The 16,685-nt window shown below is 67.3% G+C and carries 14 protein-coding genes and 1 pseudogene; 12 read left to right on the top strand and 3 right to left on the bottom strand.

Annotated features, from left to right (window positions below):
- The first annotated feature begins 99 nt into the window (after positions 1–99).
- The 5 genes from ACUSIJ_RS16030 to ACUSIJ_RS16050 are packed head-to-tail and all read left to right on the top strand — an operon-like array spanning position 100 to position 5,699.
- Complete coding sequence (locus ACUSIJ_RS16030; protein WP_449309413.1) at positions 100–1,104, top strand: cytochrome c oxidase subunit II; 1,005 nt, start codon at positions 100–102, stop codon at positions 1,102–1,104.
- Positions 1,105–1,145: 41 nt separating this feature from the next.
- A complete protein-coding gene (gene ctaD / locus ACUSIJ_RS16035; protein WP_449309460.1) occupies positions 1,146–3,650 on the top strand; it encodes a cytochrome c oxidase subunit I in 2,505 nt (834 codons plus the stop codon).
- Positions 3,651–3,661: 11 nt separating this feature from the next.
- Entirely contained in the window at positions 3,662–4,060 is a 399-nt protein-coding gene (locus ACUSIJ_RS16040) for a hypothetical protein (RefSeq protein ID WP_449309414.1), read from the top strand.
- A gap of 26 nt (positions 4,061–4,086) precedes the next feature.
- Positions 4,087–4,677, top strand: coding sequence for a cytochrome c oxidase assembly protein (locus tag ACUSIJ_RS16045; RefSeq protein ID WP_449309415.1), 591 nt, complete (start codon positions 4,087–4,089; stop codon positions 4,675–4,677).
- On the top strand, positions 4,674–5,699 hold the full coding sequence (locus tag ACUSIJ_RS16050) for a c-type cytochrome (RefSeq protein WP_449309416.1): 1,026 nt from the start codon (positions 4,674–4,676) through the stop codon (positions 5,697–5,699). Before ACUSIJ_RS16045 ends, ACUSIJ_RS16050 begins: the two co-directional genes overlap by 4 nt.
- A gap of 247 nt (positions 5,700–5,946) precedes the next feature.
- Here the strand turns inward: ACUSIJ_RS16050 and ACUSIJ_RS16055 are convergent.
- The 3 genes and pseudogenes from ACUSIJ_RS16055 to ACUSIJ_RS16065 all read right to left on the bottom strand — a co-directional run.
- Positions 5,947–6,168: pseudogene (locus tag ACUSIJ_RS16055) on the bottom strand (cyclic nucleotide-binding domain-containing protein); the annotation flags it as partial.
- Between the two features lie 56 nt (positions 6,169–6,224).
- Positions 6,225–6,656: a PaaI family thioesterase gene (locus ACUSIJ_RS16060; RefSeq protein ID WP_449309417.1), complete on the bottom strand. Its 432-nt coding sequence runs from the start codon at positions 6,654–6,656 to the stop codon at positions 6,225–6,227.
- Positions 6,649–7,365 (bottom strand): GntR family transcriptional regulator, encoded by a 717-nt coding sequence (locus tag ACUSIJ_RS16065; protein WP_449309418.1) that lies wholly within the window; start codon positions 7,363–7,365, stop codon positions 6,649–6,651. Before ACUSIJ_RS16065 ends, ACUSIJ_RS16060 begins: the two co-directional genes overlap by 8 nt.
- A gap of 215 nt (positions 7,366–7,580) precedes the next feature.
- On the opposite strand from ACUSIJ_RS16065, the gene ACUSIJ_RS16070 reads away from it, so the two are divergent.
- The 7 genes from ACUSIJ_RS16070 (at position 7,581) to ACUSIJ_RS16100 (ending at position 16,566) form a co-directional block, all read left to right on the top strand.
- Complete coding sequence (locus ACUSIJ_RS16070) at positions 7,581–8,657, top strand: AbrB family transcriptional regulator (protein WP_449309419.1); 1,077 nt, start codon at positions 7,581–7,583, stop codon at positions 8,655–8,657.
- Between the two features lie 328 nt (positions 8,658–8,985).
- Positions 8,986–9,783, top strand: a complete 798-nt coding sequence (locus ACUSIJ_RS16075; RefSeq protein WP_449309420.1) for an enoyl-CoA hydratase/isomerase family protein — start codon at positions 8,986–8,988, stop codon at positions 9,781–9,783.
- A gap of 80 nt (positions 9,784–9,863) precedes the next feature.
- On the top strand, positions 9,864–10,889 hold the full coding sequence (locus ACUSIJ_RS16080; RefSeq protein ID WP_449309421.1) for an ABC transporter substrate-binding protein: 1,026 nt from the start codon (positions 9,864–9,866) through the stop codon (positions 10,887–10,889).
- A 55-nt stretch (positions 10,890–10,944) separates the two neighbouring features.
- A complete protein-coding gene (locus ACUSIJ_RS16085; RefSeq protein WP_449309422.1) occupies positions 10,945–12,120 on the top strand; it encodes an ABC transporter ATP-binding protein in 1,176 nt (391 codons plus the stop codon).
- A gap of 9 nt (positions 12,121–12,129) precedes the next feature.
- Complete coding sequence (locus ACUSIJ_RS16090) at positions 12,130–13,890, top strand: ABC transporter permease (RefSeq protein ID WP_449309423.1); 1,761 nt, start codon at positions 12,130–12,132, stop codon at positions 13,888–13,890.
- A 46-nt stretch (positions 13,891–13,936) separates the two neighbouring features.
- Positions 13,937–16,051 (top strand): acetate--CoA ligase family protein, encoded by a 2,115-nt coding sequence (locus ACUSIJ_RS16095; RefSeq protein WP_449309424.1) that lies wholly within the window; start codon positions 13,937–13,939, stop codon positions 16,049–16,051.
- Between the two features lie 89 nt (positions 16,052–16,140).
- The gene (locus ACUSIJ_RS16100) at positions 16,141–16,566 is read left to right on the top strand and encodes a carboxymuconolactone decarboxylase family protein (RefSeq protein WP_449309425.1); all 426 of its coding nucleotides are present in this window, start codon (positions 16,141–16,143) and stop codon (positions 16,564–16,566) included.
- The last annotated feature ends 119 nt before the right edge of the window (positions 16,567–16,685 follow it).

The following is a 16,685-nucleotide window of genomic DNA, read 5'->3' on the forward strand; positions in this document are numbered from 1 at the left end:
CATCCGCCGTTCCCCTTACGTTGCACGGCCGCGTCCGGCGCGACGGCTGCGACCTTGCCGGGCTGCAGAAGCGAGCGAATAGGACGGACGGACCTCAACGTGGCGTCAGACAACCTCCTCACCCGCATTCCGGTCAGCCTTCGGCTCCTGCCCTGCGTGCTGACCCTCGCGGCCTGCGAGGGCCGGCAGTCGGCGCTGCATCCCGCGGGGCAGGACGCCTCGCAGATCCATGTCCTGTTCATCGTCATGCTCGCCGGTGCCGTGGTGCTCTGGGCGGCGCTGAACGGCCTTTTCTTCTATGTCACGCGCATTCACCGCGGCTCGCTGCCGGTCCGCCGGGCGAATCTGCTCATCGTCGCCGGCGGCGTCCTGCTGCCCACGGTGATGCTCGGCGCGCTGCTCGGCTGGGCGCTGTCGATGATGCCGGCGCAACGGGCGCCGGGCGCCGGGCTGGTGATCCGGATCACGGCCGAGGAATGGTGGTGGCGCGTCGAATACTGGCCTCGGGGCGCGACGGAACCCGTGGTGACGGCCAACGAGATCCGGCTGCCGGCCGGCGAGCGCAGCGAACTGCGCCTGACCGCGGGCCGTTACATCCATTCGTTCTGGATACCGGCGCTCGGCGGCAAGATGGACGCGATCCCCGGCCGCGAAACCGTTCTCACGCTCCATCCGGAGCGCGAGGGCCGCTACCGGGGGCAATGCGCCGAATTCTGCGGCGCCTCGCATGCGTTCATGGCGTTCGAGGCGGTGGTGCTGTCCCCGGACCGTTTCGAGGAATGGCTTGCCCGCGAAGCCGCGCCCGCCCGCCCGCCGGCCGGTCCGGAGGCGCAGCGCGGCGCGGCGCTGTTCCGCGATGAGGGATGCGGCGCCTGCCACACGATCCGGGGCACCGATTTCGCGGGCCCGATCGGGCCCGATCTGACCCATCTCGGTTCGCGCGCCTCGCTTGCCGCCGGCACGCTCAAGGTTGAACGGGCGGATCTGGCGAGGTGGATCGCCCGCAGCCGCGACATCAAGCCGGGTGTCGCCATGCCCGCCTACGACTGGCTGGAACCCGAGGCGCTCCAGGCCCTTGCCGCATATCTGGAGGGTCTCGAATGACCGACCTCAGCCCTCGCGGCCCCTATCCGCCGACCGCAGACATGCTGGCGGAGCCGGTTCCGCCGGAGGTTCGGCGTGAACAGGAACAGCGCCTTGCCGCGGCCTGGCGCACGAAAACGGGTCCGGGCTACCTGTCCTCCGTCAACAACACCGAGGTCGGCAAGTGGTATGCGCTCACCGCCTTCGGCTTCATGCTGGCGGCGGGCGTGCTGGCGCTGCTGATGCGGGTTCAGCTCGCCTTTCCGGGCATGACGTTCCTCGACGCCGATCGCTTCAACCAGTTCTTCACCATGCATGGCTCGGCGATGATGTTTCTGTTCGCCGTGCCGCTTTTCGAGGCGATCGCGATACAGATTCTGCCGGCGTTCCTCGGCGCGCGGGACATGCCGTTTCCGAGGCTCTCGGCCTACAGCTACTGGTGCTTCCTGATCGGCGGGGTTTTCGTCTTCGGCTCGGTGCTGTTCGACGCCGCGCCGAAATCGGGCTGGTTCATGTATCCGCCCCTTGCCACCGAGGACGCGGGCATCGGGTCGGACATCTGGCTGCTGGGGCTGTCGTTCATCGAGATCGCCTCGATCGCGGCCGCCGTCGAACTGATCGTCGGCGTCCTGAAATGCCGGGCGCCGGGCATGCGCATCAACCTGATGCCGCTCTACGCCTGGTATGTGCTGGTGGTGGGCGGGATGGTGCTCTTCGCCTTTCCGCCGCTCATCGCGGGCGATCTGCTGTTCGAGCTCGAACGCGCGCTGGACTGGCCGTTCTTCGATCCCTCGCGCGGCGGCGATCCCCTGCTGTGGCAGCATCTGTTCTGGATTTTCGGCCACCCCGAGGTCTATATCGTCTTTCTCCCCTCGATCGCCATCGCCGCCATGATCGTGCCGACGGCCGCCCAGCGGCCGATGCTCGGCTATTCGTGGATCGTGCTTTCCGCCATCGGCACGGGCTTCCTGAGCTTCGGGCTGTGGGTCCACCACATGTTCACCACGGGCCTGCCGAACCTGTCGCTCGGCTTCTTCTCGGCGGCGTCCGAGGCGGTGGTGATCCCGACCGGAATCCAGCTTTTCGTCTTCGTGGCGACGCTCATGGTCGGGCGCGTGAAGATGAGCCTGCCGCTGCTCTGGATCGCGGGGGCGCTGGCGATCTTCACGGCGGGCGGGCTCACCGGCGTGATGCTCGCCATCGTGCCCTTCGACTGGCAGGTGCACGATACCTATTTCATCGTGGCGCACCTTCATTACACGCTCTTCGGCGGGATGGTGCTGCCCGTGATCGGCGGCATCTATTATTTCTACCCGTTCATCGCCAAGCGGGTGCTCTCGGAGCGGCTGGGGCGATGGGCTTTCTGGCTGATCTTCATCGGCTTCAACATCTGCTTTCTGCCGATGCATCTCACCGGCCTTCTGGGCATGCCGCGCCGGGTCTTCACCTATCCGGGCGATCTCGGCTGGAACAGCCTGAACCTGATCTCGACCGTCGGCGCCTTCATCATCGCGGCCGGCTTCCTCGTGTTCACCTGGGATCTGCTGCGGCCCGGCAAGCCGAAGCTTGCCGTGCGCAATCCGTGGAAGGCCGGCACGCTCGAATGGACCGATACGCTCGGCCAGCCGTCATGGTGGGGGGCGCGTTCGATCCCCTACATCACCGCGCGCTATCCGCTCTGGGACCAGCCCGGCCTGACCGAGCGGATGGATGCCGGGCGCTACTACCTGCCCGACGCCGAGGAGGGGCGGCGCGAGACGATGATCACCTCGGTCATCGACGCAAGGCCCGTGCAGGTGCAGCGCCTGCCCGGCGATACCTGGATAACGCTGTGGGCTGCGGCCTTCACCGGCGCCGCTTTCATCCTGCCCGTGTTCCATGTCTATACGCTTGCCGTCGTCTGCGGCGCCCTGGCGGTGGTCTGCATCTTAGGGTGGCTGTGGACCGGGACCGCGCGCATTCCCGCCGAGGCGATGAAGGACGTGGGGCTCGGCCTGTCGCTGCCGACCCATGCCGCGGGGCCGGCGGCGATCGGCTGGTGGGCGACGGCGATCACCATGCTGGCGGACGCGACCGCGTTCGCCTCCGTCGTCTTCGGCTTCTTCTTCTACTGGACCGCCCGGCCGGACTTTCCGCCCCAGGACGCCGCCCATGCCGACCCGGTGCTGGTCGCGCTGGCCGGGCTGGCCACCGTGCTGTCATGGGGTTCGACGGTCGGCGCACACATGCTGAACCGGGGCCGCCGCCCCGCCGCCGCGCGGGCGGCGCTCGCCGTCGCGGCGGCGTTCACGCTCGCGGGGGGCGGGGCGTTGGCGCTCGCGGTCGCCGATCTGGCGCCCTCGACGCATGTCTACCCGGCGATCGTCTGCGCGCTCGTGCTTTGGACGTGCGCGCATGCGGCCCTGGGCCTCGTCATGCAGCTCTACTGCCTCGCGGGGAGCCTGTGGGGCAAGATCGACAGCGACCACGACGCCGACCTCTCGAACGTCACGCTGTTCTGGCATTTCCACGGGCTGGCGGCGCTGGTGACCGCCGCGGTGATCGGCGCCGCGCCCCGGCTTCTGTGAGGGAGGCATCGATGAGCGGCATCGACAACCGGGAAGACGAGGTCGAGATCGCCGCCGAACGGGGCAGCCTGTGGCGCATCACCTTGCCGCCCCTGGTCTGGGCCGGGCACTTCCTGCTCTGCTACGTGGCCGCGGCGATCTGGTGCGCGAAGGTCGGGGATGCCGGGGGGCTGACCTTCCTGCGGCTCGGCATCGGCGCGGCCACGCTTGCCGCGCTCGGCCTCATCGTCGGGCTGGGCTTGCGCTCGGCCCGGCAGTGGGGACCCGACGACTCCGTGTCAGGCAACGTCCATCGCCCCGAAAGCCGACACCGCTTCCTCGGTCACGCCGCGCTTCTGCTGTCGATCATCTCCTTCGTGGCGGTGGTCTATGTCGCCATGCCGGCCGTCTTCATCGAGAGCTGCCGATGAGAAATCTGCCGATGAAAACTCCGTCGATGAGCGCTCGCCGCGTCGCCGCCTCAGGGGGCCTCCTGCTCCTCGCCGCGATCTGGCTTCTGCCTCTCGACGCCTGGGCGGAGCGCTTTCCCCTGCACATGCTGCGCCACATGCTGCTTGTCGCGGTGATCGCGCCGCTTCTGGTCATCGGCTTTCCCGCGCTTCGCTCCGTCGTCGCGATCTCGCCCCTGGTCGCCGCCGCGCTCGAATTCGGGCTCGTCTGGGCCTGGCACCTTCCGGGCGCGCACGGGCTGGCCTATCGCGCTCCTGCCGTCTTCGCGCTCGAGCAGGCGAGCTTCCTGTTCGCGGGGCTCCTTGTCTGGGGGAGCTGCCTGCGCGCGGGCGATGCCGGTTCATCGCTCGCCGGGGCGGGCGGGCTGCTGCTCACCTCGATGCACATGACGCTGCTCGGCACCCTGCTCGTGCTCGCGCCGCGCGATCTCTACGCCGAGATCTGCGGCGTGGCGCCCGATCTTTCGGCGCAGCAATCCGGGGGAGTGCTGATGCTCGCCATCGGCACGCCCGTCTACCTGCTCGCCGGCGTCGCGCTGGCGTCGCGCGCCCTTTCAGACAACCGGGGGACGCCATGACACGGTTGCGCATCGTCCTCGCCACCCTTGCGGCTGTCGCCGCCCTCGGCCTTGTCGGCGCCGGCGCCGTGGTTACTTTCGGGCTGTTCGATACCTCCGCCCGCGCCGGGCACTGGCGGATCACCGAGTGGGTCCTGCACACCACGTTCAGGAACGATATCAAGCGGCGCGCGCCGCCCGCCTCCGCCGTGCCCGATCTCGCGGATCCGGGGTTGATCGCGCTGGGCGCCCGCCACTACGACAGCGCCTGCCGCCTGTGCCACGCGCGTCCCGGCGAGACCGCGGGAGCGACGATCGCCGCCATGGAGCCGCCGCCGCCGCAGATCGAAGAAGCGGTCCGGTCGTGGGCTCCGGCGGAACTGCACCGGATCGTCGAGCACGGGGCCAAGATGACGGGCATGCCCGGCTGGCCCGCCGGGGGACGCGAAGACGAGGTCTGGGCGGTGGTCGCCTTCCTGATGGCGGTGAAGGGCGGGATGGACGGCGACGGCTACGATCGGCTCACCGCGCCCCATCAAGGCGGATACTGCGCGGGCTGCCACGGCGGCGAACTGGCGCACGTTCCCCGGCTCGATATTCTGAGCGGGGAATATATCGCGTCCGCGCTCGCCGCCTATCGTTCCGGGGCGCGCCCGAGCGGCATCATGGCGCACGCGGCGACACGGCTGCCGGCCTTCGCCGACGCACGGCTCGCAAGGACGTTCGCCGGTCAGGAAGCGGCCGTCCCCGCGCCGGCGTCCGGCCCGGCGCCGGAGGCGGCGGAAACCGGCGCCCGGATCGCGCGCGAGGGCAGGGGGAAGGTGCCCGCCTGCGTCGCCTGCCACGGACCGGCGAACGCCAATCCGCTGATCCCGTCGCTCGACGGGCAGCGCGAGCCTTATCTCGTGGCGCAACTGCGCCTGTGGCGCGACGGGCGTCGCGGCGGCGCAGACCGCGCGCCGCTGATGGCGCAAGCCGCACACGCGCTCGAAGAGCAGGAGATCGAGGCGCTGGCCGCCTATTTCTCCCGGCTCTCCCGTTGAGCTGCCCTGAATTATTTCTGAAGCGGGCGGCGCGGCAAGTCACGGGCTGGTGTGTCACGGGCTGGCGTGTCATGGGTTGGCGTATCATGGGCTGGCGTGTCGTGGAAACGCGCCGGATCGCCTTGCGGAACACGTGCGCGAGGCGTTCGTGCCGGAGATCCTTCAGCTCAGTCGCCCGGGCCGGCGGTGATCGCGCGGACAGGCTCCGGGCCACGTCTTCCGCCATGACCGGACGATTCGAAAGCAGTGGCGCAAAGGCGCGCTGGTCGATCTCGTAGGCGGTCACGCGGGTCAGCGCTTCCAGCGTGCCGGGCTCGCCCATTCCGGCGAGCAGCCCGGTCTCGCCGAAGAAGTCGCCGGGTGCGAGCCGCCCCGTCTCCCGGCCGTCGCGGTGCATGACGACGACGCCCGCCCGGATGCCGGATCGGCGAGATGAACGATCCACCGCGCCATGACGCCGGGTCCTCACGGCCGCGGGGCGTGCTGACGCATTGCCTTGTCTGTCAGCGGACCTTTCAGCGCCGCTCAGCTGCGCCGCAGGATGCTCCAAACGCCATTGGCCCTGGCGATGATGTCGCCCTCGCTTGTCAGCGTCCCTTCGATAAAAGCCAGTTTCCGGGTTTCGCGGATCACCCGCGTCTCGATCTCGATCGGGACGCCGATCCTTGCCGGGCGGATGAAATGCACGTCGAGTTGCACCGTCGCCTGCACGCGGCCGGGGTCATCCTTTCGGGCCGTCGCCCCCATGGCCCGGTCCGCGAAAGTCATGAGCATGCCGCCCTGGACATAACCGCCGCGGTTGCGGTGCTTGTCCTCGGACAGAAAGCCGAACCGGCCGGTCTCCGACGCACCGTTCCATTCATAGATCGGGCCGACGAGGCCAACGAAACCGTCGTCTTCCATCCGCGTCCACAGGCCGGTCTGGAACGTCGTCACGGCCGGAACGGTCTCAGTCATCGCTGCCTCCGTCATCATTCGCCATGACGACGGCCAGCATCTTGACCGCATTGCTCGCCGCATTCCGGATATGATCCCAGGACTTCTGGAATGCGGCCTCCCCGTCACGCGCGGTAATGGCGGCGAGGATCGCTTCGATTTCCTTCATTGTATCCGGGCTGCGCTCGGGCGACGACAGCGACATGCGGCGCAGCATCCGGATGCGCGCCTTCATGCTGCGCAGGATCGTGGCGATCAGCGGGTTCCCCGACCCGTTGGCAAGGATCGAATAGAACCGATCCTTCTCCTCCATGGTCTGGTCGATGTCATTGTTCGCCAGCGCCTCGCGAAGCGAGGCGACCGCGCGTTGCAGCTCGGCGATTTGCGCATCGCTCGCGTTTTCGGCGAACAGCCGCGCCGACAGGCCCTCCAGCGCGCCGCGGACCTGATAGATGTGCACCACGTCCTCACGCGAAAGCTCGGCGACGATCGGTCCGCGCTTGGGCAGCGAAACGACGAGCCCCTCGCTTTCCAGATGCCGCAACGCCTCGCGCACCGGCGGCCGGCTGACGCCCATGAGCTCGCAGAGGTCCTTTTCGATCAGCCTTTGGCCCGGACGCAGAGCCCCGGTGCTGATGGCATCGTAAAGTGCCTTGATCACCTGACGGCGAATCGGAGCGGTGACTACTTCGACGTTCAGGTTTGCGTTTTTCAGGGCTGAGTTCGCCATCGTTTCTCCTCAGAGGCCGCAGAGCGCGGACTGTGCCTCTTTACCCTGCCATACGGTATGCTTGTGTGACAAGGCTACACTGGCTAAAGTCGCAAATTATGTCGCGGTGCAAATCATACCCCGCATGCCGCATCTCTGCGCCGAACTTCCCGGCGACTGTCATTACCCTTGCATTCGGATCGTGACCACACGGGATTCAACCCGAAATGGACCAGATGAAACCTGAAGCACTTTCCTCGGCGCGGGCGAGGAGACGCATCCTGACTTTGGTCTGCTGCTACGCCTTTGCGGGCGTTGCCGGCTGGGTATTCGATCGGCTGGGCGTTCCCCTGCCGTGGATGATCGGTCCCATAGCCAGTACCGCCCTTCTGGGCTTGACCGGTCTGCTCTGGGTGGAGGTTCCCGTCCAGACCCGGCCCTTCGGCCAGATGACAGTCGCGACACAGGTCGGGCTCGGCTTCTCGCCCGCCGCCCTGGCGATGCTGATCGAACTCGCGCCGCTCATGATCGGCGTGGCGTTGGCCACCGCGCTCTGCGCCTTTCTGAGCGCGGTTCTGTTGAGCCGGGCGACGGACCGGGGCCTCGCGCCGGCGATCCTCGCGCTGATGCCCACGAGCCCCGTCGAGGCCGCCACTGTCGCCATGCGTCTTGGCTACGATCCCATACCCGTCGTCATCGCACAGACGATGCGCGTCGCGGCCGTCGTGATACTCGTCCCGATCGGTCTCTACATTGCCGACGGCTGGCCCGACCGCTCCGTGTCGGCCCAGGCCGGCGCCGATATCGATCTCGTGCGGCTGGTGGTCACCGCCGCTGTCGCGGTGTGTGGCGCCCTGCTTTGCCGCAGGCTCCGGTTGCCCAATGCGTTTTTCCTGGGGCCGCTGTTCGCGACGGCGGCCATGACATCCTCGGGGATCGAGCTGCAGTCCGTGCCCTATCCGCTCCTCGTCGTCGCGCAGTTGATCCTGGGCACGTGGCTCGGTTCGATGTTCCGGCGCGATCTCTTCGTCTCCGCCGGGAGGAAAGTCGTTGCCCCTGCCATGGCAAGCCTGCTGCTGATCGCACTGTGCGCCGGATCCGCAATCCTGTTCGCCGCCGTCACCTCGCAGCATTGGGAGGCGCTCGTGCTGGGAGCGGCGCCCGGAGGCGTGACCGAAATGGCCTTGACCGCCAAGTTCCTCGGAGAGGACGCGGCGCTCATCACCGCATTTCAGCTGGTCCGCATCTTCGTGATCCTGCCGAACATTCCCTGGATCGTCGGCCTCGTTCACAGGCTCGAAGCGCGGCGCTGAGGCGCCAGCGGGGTTTCCCACGGTTGCAGGTGAAACTAACAGGCTTGCGCGACGTCTTGTAATACAGTATGCTCAGCTTATCGTGTGATGTGGGGAGGACAGAGCATGATCGCTGGAACGGCCGCAAAGCGGGCCTCGGGCAGCTGGGCTGAAAATGGGGCTCGGCCGGACGGCTGATCTCCATGGATCGGTAGCCATTCGAATCGGCGGCAATTCACCGTGCGCATTCAGCACAGCACCACCACGCCGGGCGCGTCGCCGCGCGCCGGCTCAAGTGCGACCTCGCCGGCAATCACGCGCTGACATCAGAACAAGATACGGGGAGCCCATGGCGGACGACGAGAACTTGGTAACCTACGAGCGCAGGGGCCGGATCGGTTACATAACGCTCAACCGGCCCGACAAGCTGAACGCTTTCAGCGATGACGCGGTCATCGCTCTCAAGGATCGGCTGTGGGAGTTCGACCGCGACGAGGAGGCCTGGGTCGGCATCCTGAGCGGCAACGGGCGGGCCTTTTCGAGCGGGGCGGACGTGCGGCAGCGGCAGCTCAGGGAGCGGGCCGAGTTCCTGAAGCTCGGCGGACCTTCGGGCCGGGGCGCGACCCATCACCCGATCATGTTCGAGGGGCACCTTCACTGGAAACCCGTGATCGCCGCCGTGCACGGCTATGTCTTCGGCATGGCGGTCGGCATCACCCTTCGCTGCGACTACGTGATTGCCGACTGCGACACGGCGTTCGAGGTCACCGAAACACGGCGCGGCCTCTACGCCGGCCAGTACTGGTCGATCATGCAGTTCCGGGGTGCGGGGACCTTCGCCGACGAGGTGTTCCTGTCGGGGCGGCGATTCACCGGCGCCGAAGCGGCCGAGAAGGGGGTCATCAACAGGTCGGTCGAGCCCGGCACCCGCATGGCCGCGGCCGAGGCGTTCGCGGGGGAGATCCTGAAGAACCCGCCGCTTTCCGTGCGGGCGATGGTGCGTGCGCGCCGCTGGCACCTGCAGCAGCACGAGCGCCAGCACACGCTGTTCTACGAGGCGGCCAAGCTGCACCTGACCGAAGACTTCGAGGAAAGCGCGCGCGCCTTCGCCGAAAAGCGCCCTCCGAAGGAATATGTCGGCCGGTAAGAGGACCGGCCGGGATCGTTGTTCAAAGAAAAGACGGGGCCGCCCGTCGGCACCGGACAAGAAAACCGGGAGGAAACAACATGACTTGCCTGAATCTCAAGGCGCTCTTCGGGGCTGTCGGCCTCACCGGGGCGCTGGCCACCATGGCGTTCGCGCAATCCGATGCCAGGATGGAAGAGCTCATTGCCGCCGCCAAGCAGGAAGGCCAACTCGTCTATTACTCGTCCGAGGTCGACGCCATCAACCAGGCGATCGTCAAGGCTTTCACCGACAAGTACGGCATCCGGGTCGAATGGTTGCGTCTTGCCAGCGGCCCCCTGGCGTCACGGTTCGCCGAGGAACAGAACGCCGGCGGAAGCCCCGCGGACATCCTGCGGACCGCCGACGGCGGCGCTTTCGTGGGCAACCCCGAGTGGTTCGTCCAACTGACGCCGGAACTCATTCCCGCGCTGGCGCAATATCCCGATTCGGCCTATTTCGCCGACGGGCGGTCGGTGCTCACCCAGTACAGCACCTATGTCTTCACCTATAACAAGAACGTGGTCAAGGAAGCCGACCTGCCGCAGACCTGGAAGGACATCCTCGACCCGAAGTGGAAGGGCCGCGTCGTCCTGTCCGATCCCCGCACGTCGATCAGTTGGCTCGGCTGGGTCGATGCAATGGTCGAAGCCCACGGGATCGAATTCGCCGAGGGTATCCGGGCGCAGGGATGGAACGTGATAGCCTCCGCCGCCCCCGGAGCGCAGCAGGTCGCCGCCGGCGCCTATGCCGCCAGCACGCCGGCCTTCACCGGCCATGCGACGCCGGTCGTTCAGCAGGGCGCGCCGGTGGGCTTCGTCACGCCGACCGATCCGGCCCCGCTGAAGCGCGACCATATCGGTATCGTCGCGGGCAGCCGCAATCCCAACGCGGCACGGCTTTTCATGAACTTCAGGCTGTCGCCGGAGGCTCTCGAGATCGCCTGCGCCCTCAACGAGGTCGGCGCGCCGCTGCCGGATATTCCCGGCTGCCTCGAAATCCCTCCCAACCCGGTAACGGTGAAGGACGTCTGGACCGCCGAGGAAATGCGGCCGCTTCTGCAGGCGCTCGGGCTTCCGCAGGGCTGAACGGGAGCGGTACCGGCTCCCGCGGACTCCGCAGCATGCCATGGAGGATGGGTCAGTGGCTCTCAGCCTGAAATCAGACTTTGCAAGCCCGGACACCGCGGTGAATCCCGGCGGCCGGACACCCGACATCCGTCTCTGGGCCACCGGTCTCAAGAAGACGTTCACCCGCTCGAACGGCGAGGTCGTGCGCGCCGTCGATGACGTGTCCATCGCGGTTCCTGCAGGCAAGATGCTGATCCTGCTCGGGCCTTCGGGCTGCGGCAAGACGACGCTCCTGCGGTGCATCGCCGGCCTCGAACGTCCGGATAGCGGCGAGCTCTGGGCGAATGACCAAGTGATGTTCTCGCGGTCGAAAGGCGTGGACGTCGCCCCCGAGGACCGGGGCCTGTCGATGATGTTCCAGTCCTACGCGGTCTGGCCGCATATGACGGTTGCCGAGAACGTCGCCTTCCCGCTGATCTCCCGCGGGTGCCCGAAGCGCGACATCGCCGGCAAGGTCGCGACGGCCCTCAAGCGGGTCGGCATCCCGACGCTCGGCGATCAATACCCCAATCGCCTGTCGGGCGGACAGCAGCAGCGGGTCGCGCTTGCGCGCAGCCTCGTGGTCGATCCGAAGGTCGTGCTGTTCGACGAGCCGCTGTCGAATGTCGACGCGAAGGTGCGCGAGGATCTGCGGGTCGAGCTCGCCGCCCAGCAGCAGGAGGTCGGCTTCGCCGGCATCTATGTCACCCACGATCAGGTCGAGGCGCTGCAGCTCGCCGATACGGTGGCGGTCATGCGCGAGGGCCGCTGCGAGCAGCTCGGCCCGCCCGAGGAGGTCTACCATCGTCCGGCCACCCGCTATGTCGCGAACTTCGTCGGACGGGTGAACGAACTGGAAGCGACCGTGCTGTCCGGCGGGAACGGCGAGGGGATCGTCGTCGAGACCCCGCTCGGCACGTTCCGCGGCACCGCCATGGCGAAAGGGCTGGCGCCCGGAACCCGCGCCATCGCCGTGTTCCGTCCCGAGGTCGTGACGCACGACAAGCACGGCCGCAATCAGAACGCGTTCCGGGGAACCAGCATCCGCACCCAGTTCGCCGGCGCGTACCGGGATCACATCGTCCGGGCAGGCGACGGACTTCGCATCCTGGTGTCGGAGATGGGCAGCCGCCCCGGCGAGCGCATGGCCGAGGGGGCCGAACTCATGCTCGGCGTCGATGCCGCGAATGTCCTGCTCTATCCACGCTGAGGCACAGCGATGTCCATCGTCAGCAACGATGCAATCGGCAGGCAATTCAGCCTGAAATCCCTGCGCAACCTGCTGTTTGAAGGCGCAAACGGCTTGCTCGCGCTCGCCATGCTGCTTCTCGTGGTCTATCCGATCGGGGCGATGTTCGTCCGCGAGCTGCTGCCCGGCGGAACCGTCAACGTCACCGCCTTCTCCAATGTCCTGGGCTCGGAGGCATTCTGGGACGCAGCCGCGAACACGGCGATCGTGCTCGTGGCATCGGGGGTGATCTCGATCCTCATCGGCACCGTCTTCGCGTGGCTGAACGAGCGCACGGACGCGCAGATGGGGTTCGTCTCGAATTTCCTGCCGGTTCTGCCGCTGCTGATTCCGTCGGTCGCCATGTCGATCGGATGGGTCTTCCTCGCCCAGGAGACGAGCGGCTTCCTGAACGTGTTCCTCCGCTGGGTCGCATCCTTCTTCGGTGCCGAGATGATGCGGGGCCCTCTCAACATCTCGACCTGGGCCGGCCTGATCTTCGTCTACACGCTGCACCTCGTGCCGTTCTCCTACCTCATCGTGTCGGTCGCCTTCAGGAATCTCGATCCGGCATTCGAGGAAGCCGCGCGCATCTGCGGCGCCCACAAGGCGCGGGTCTTCTTCAGGATATCGGCGGCGAGCATCCTGCCCGCGATTCTGAACTCGGCCCTGCTCGTGACGATCGTCGGCATCGCGATGTATTCGGTGCCGGTCGTCATCGGCTCGATCGCCCGCATCGACGTGCTGTCGGTGCTGACGGTGCACCTGGTGCGGGGTGTCTATCCGCCGCGCATCGCGGAGGGGGCGGTCATCAGCCTCGTCCTCACCGTCGTGGTGCTGACCGTCTGGGCCATGCAGAGATACCTGTCCACCCAGCAGCGGCACGCGACGATCGGCGGTAAGGCCGGCGGTTCCTCGATGGTCGCCCTTGGACCCTGGAAGTGGGTTGCGCGGTTCTTCCTCTTCGCCTTCGTGGCCGCCTCGACGCTTCTGCCGTTCGGCGCCCTGCTTCTGGTCGCCCTGCAGCCGTTCTGGTCGCCGATGGTGGACGTGTCCATGCTGTCGCTGCAGCACTTCGAGTCGCTGTTCGGCGGCGGGATCATCACGCGGTCACTCGTCAACTCGCTGAAGCTCGGGCTGATCGGCGCCACGCTCGGCATGCTCGTCGCCGCCGTCCTGATGGAATACGTGCGCGACCGCGGCGGCGTCCGGGGCAATGTCGTGCTCGGCATCCTCCGCCTTCCCGGCGCCATCATCAACGTGGTGCTGGGCGTCGGCTTCCTCATCGTGCTCGGCGCGCCGCCGTTCAGCCTCCAGGGCACCACGCTGATCCTGCTCCTGGCCTATATCGTCATCTACATGCCGCAAGCCGCCACGGCGGCGGGCTCGGCGATCGAGCAGGTCGGGGGCGAACTCATCGAAAGCGGCCGGATGGCCGGCGCCGGCAAGGGCCGCGTCTTCGCGCGGATCACCCTGCCGCTGATCCTGCCGGGCCTTGCGGCGGGATGGGCGATGATCTTCGTCGTCATGGTCGGCGACCTCACCGCGTCCGCCCTGCTGGCGGGCACCTCCAATCCGGTCGTCGGCTTCGTCATCCTCGATATCTGGGAGAACGGCCTCTATTCGCAGCTCGCGGCGTTGGCGGCCCTCATCAGCATCATCTGCTCGGTCGCGGTGATGTTCGTCCTCTATGTCGGCCGGTCCGGAAAGCTGGCCGGGGCCGGGCTGTTCTCCGGAAAACTGGCGAGCTGACATGTGCGCCGACCACAAGGGAACGAATTGCATGGGAGCGAATGGAATGAACCTGGGAACCATGCTGGCGCCGAACTCGATCGCCGTGATCGGCGCGTCGGCGGATCCGAAGCGGATGAGCGGCATGATCATCAGCCAGATCCGCGACTTCGGATTCAAGGGAAGCGTGTTCCCCATCAATCCCAAGTATGACCAGCTTGCCGGTTTCCCCTGTTTCGCGTCGATCCGCGATCTCAAGGACAATCCGCCCGATGTCGCTGTCGTCTTCGTGAATGCGGACGCCGCGCTCCAGGCCGCGCAGGACTGCGCCGACATCGGCGTCGGCTCGCTGATCGTGCTGACGGCCGGCTTCGCCGAGGTGGGCACCGAAGGGGCCGCCAACCAGCGCAGGCTCGCCGATATCTGCCGCGAGGCCGGGATGCCGCTGTGCGGCCCGAACACCGCCGGCCTTGCGAACTTCAACAGGGGTTTCGTCGCCTTCGGCGCAAGCGGCTTTCTGGGTCTGTCGCAGGGGCAGCCGGGCAATGTCGGGGTGATCTCGTCCTCCGGCGGCGTGGCCACGACCATCCTCGGACATTGCCGGCAGCGGGGTGTCGGGGTCAGCCATCTGATCGGTATCGGGAACGAGGCGGTGACCACCGCCGCCGACTATCTCGCCTATCTGGTCGACGATCCCGAGGTCGCCTGCGTCGTCTGCCTGCTGGAGGCGATCCGCGATCCCGGCGCCTTCTTCGCCGCCGCCGAGCGCGCGGCCGACAAGGGCAAGCAGATCGTCGTCATGAAACAGGGGCGCAGCAAGGTCGGCCTGCGCGCGATCCAGACGCATACGGCGGCGATGGGGGGTGCGGCGGTCGACTTCGAGGCGGCCTGCCGGGCCCACGGCATCATCACCGTCCGCGAGCTGACCGCGCTGGCCGACCAGGCGCTGCTGGCCACCAGACTGCCTGTGCTGTCGTCATACGACATCGGCGTTCTCAGCCTGCCGGGCGGCGGCACCAGCCTGCTGGCCGATGCGGCCAGCGAACAGGGCTTCACCCTGCCCGAGGTCTCGGATCCCGTGCGGGAGGCGCTGCTCCCGATCGTGCCCAGGATCGCGACCGTGGCAAACCCGCTCGATCCCACCGCGGGGTTCGGGCGCGACAGGCCGCGCCTCCAGGCGGCCATCGACACATTCGCGTCGGAACCCGCCTTCGACATCTTCTTCTTCTTTCAGTCCCAGGCCGAGCCCGCGTACTGCAAGATGATCGCCGAGGTGCTGGTGGAAAGCGCGCAGCGGGCGAAGAAGCCCTTCGCCGTTGTCTGGGAAGCCGGCGAGGGTCTTGAGGACGGCGCCTGGAAGACGCTCCGCGAGGCCGGGATCCCGCTTTTCCCGTGCACGCGGGATGCCTTCACGTCGCTCGCCCGCCATCGCGACTACGCGCGCTATCTGACGGGGCGCCGGTCGGCACCGCCGGCAGACTTCGGCCCGCTCGCCGGCCGGGAGCCGGAACTGCCGCTCCGCGACGCCTTCGACACGGCGGACGCGTGGCTGCGTGCGGTCCTCGACGCCGCCGGCGTTCCGGTCCCGCGCTCCCGGGTCGTCGCCACCGAGGACGTCGCCACCGAGGACGAAGCCGCCACGGCCGCCGACAGCATCGGCTATCCGGTGGCGGTGAAGCTCGTGTCGGACCGGATCACGCACAAGTCCGACGTCGGCGGCGTGCATCTGCGCCTGAATGACCCGCAGGCCGTCCGTGCCGCGGTCCGCGCCATCCGCGAAGCGGTTCGCCGGGAAGACATGGACGGCATACTCGTGCAGCAGATGGTCGAGGACGGGACCGAATGGCTGGTCGGCATCCATACGGACGAGCAGATCGGACCCATGGTGACGGTCGGCTTCGGCGGCGTGCTGACGGAACTCGTCCAGGATGTCGCGCGCCGGCCGGTCCCCGTTACCCGCACAGAGGTGCGCGACATGATCGACGAACTCAGGACCGGCCCCCTGCTCTTCGGCTATCGGGGCAGGGCGCCCGGCGAGGTCGACGGTTTTATCGATCTCGTTCAACGGGTTGCCTGGGTCGGGCATCTGCTTCGCGCCGATCGGCCGGAGTTCGAACTCAATCCGGTGATCGTTCCTGCGGCCGGCAGGCAACCGGTGGCGGTGGATTACGTCTGCACGTGAGTGCGGACCGATGATCGGCCGGGAGCAATCCCGCACCGCGAGCGTATCGCAACTTGGTTCACTACTGGAACGGAAGGACGGGCACAGCCATGGACACCGAAGCACGAAGCGAACAATTCAACCGCGGCCTCGAACTCCGGCGCGAAGTGCTTGGAGCCGAATATGTCGACGCCTCGATGGAGCGCTCCAGCGACTTCATGCAGGCATTTCAGGAGATCACCACGGAATGGTGCTGGGGTTATGCGTGGGGCAGGCCGGGGTTGACCCGGAAAGAGCGGTCCATGATCAATATCGCCATGCTCACGGCGCTCAATCGGCCGAACGAGATCCGCCTGCATGTCCGGGGCGCGGTGAACAACGGCCTGACGGTCGAGCAGATCCGCGAGGTGCTCGTTCAGGCGACCGTCTACTGCGGCATCCCCGCTGGCCTCGACGCCTTCAAGATCGCCGATCAGGTACTCGCCGAGGCCGGTCTCGTCGCCGGCAAGGGCGCTCCCTCGGACGGGAAGGGATGACCCCGATGTCCCGCGCCGGCTGACACGCCGGCCGTTTCCACCTGTCTGCCAGAGCGTGTTCCGTTCAAGTGGAATCAGTTGAACGACAAGAATTCGCTCAGAATCAAAAAGTTAGAGCA

Source organism: Pseudochelatococcus sp. B33 (assembly GCF_053570585.1).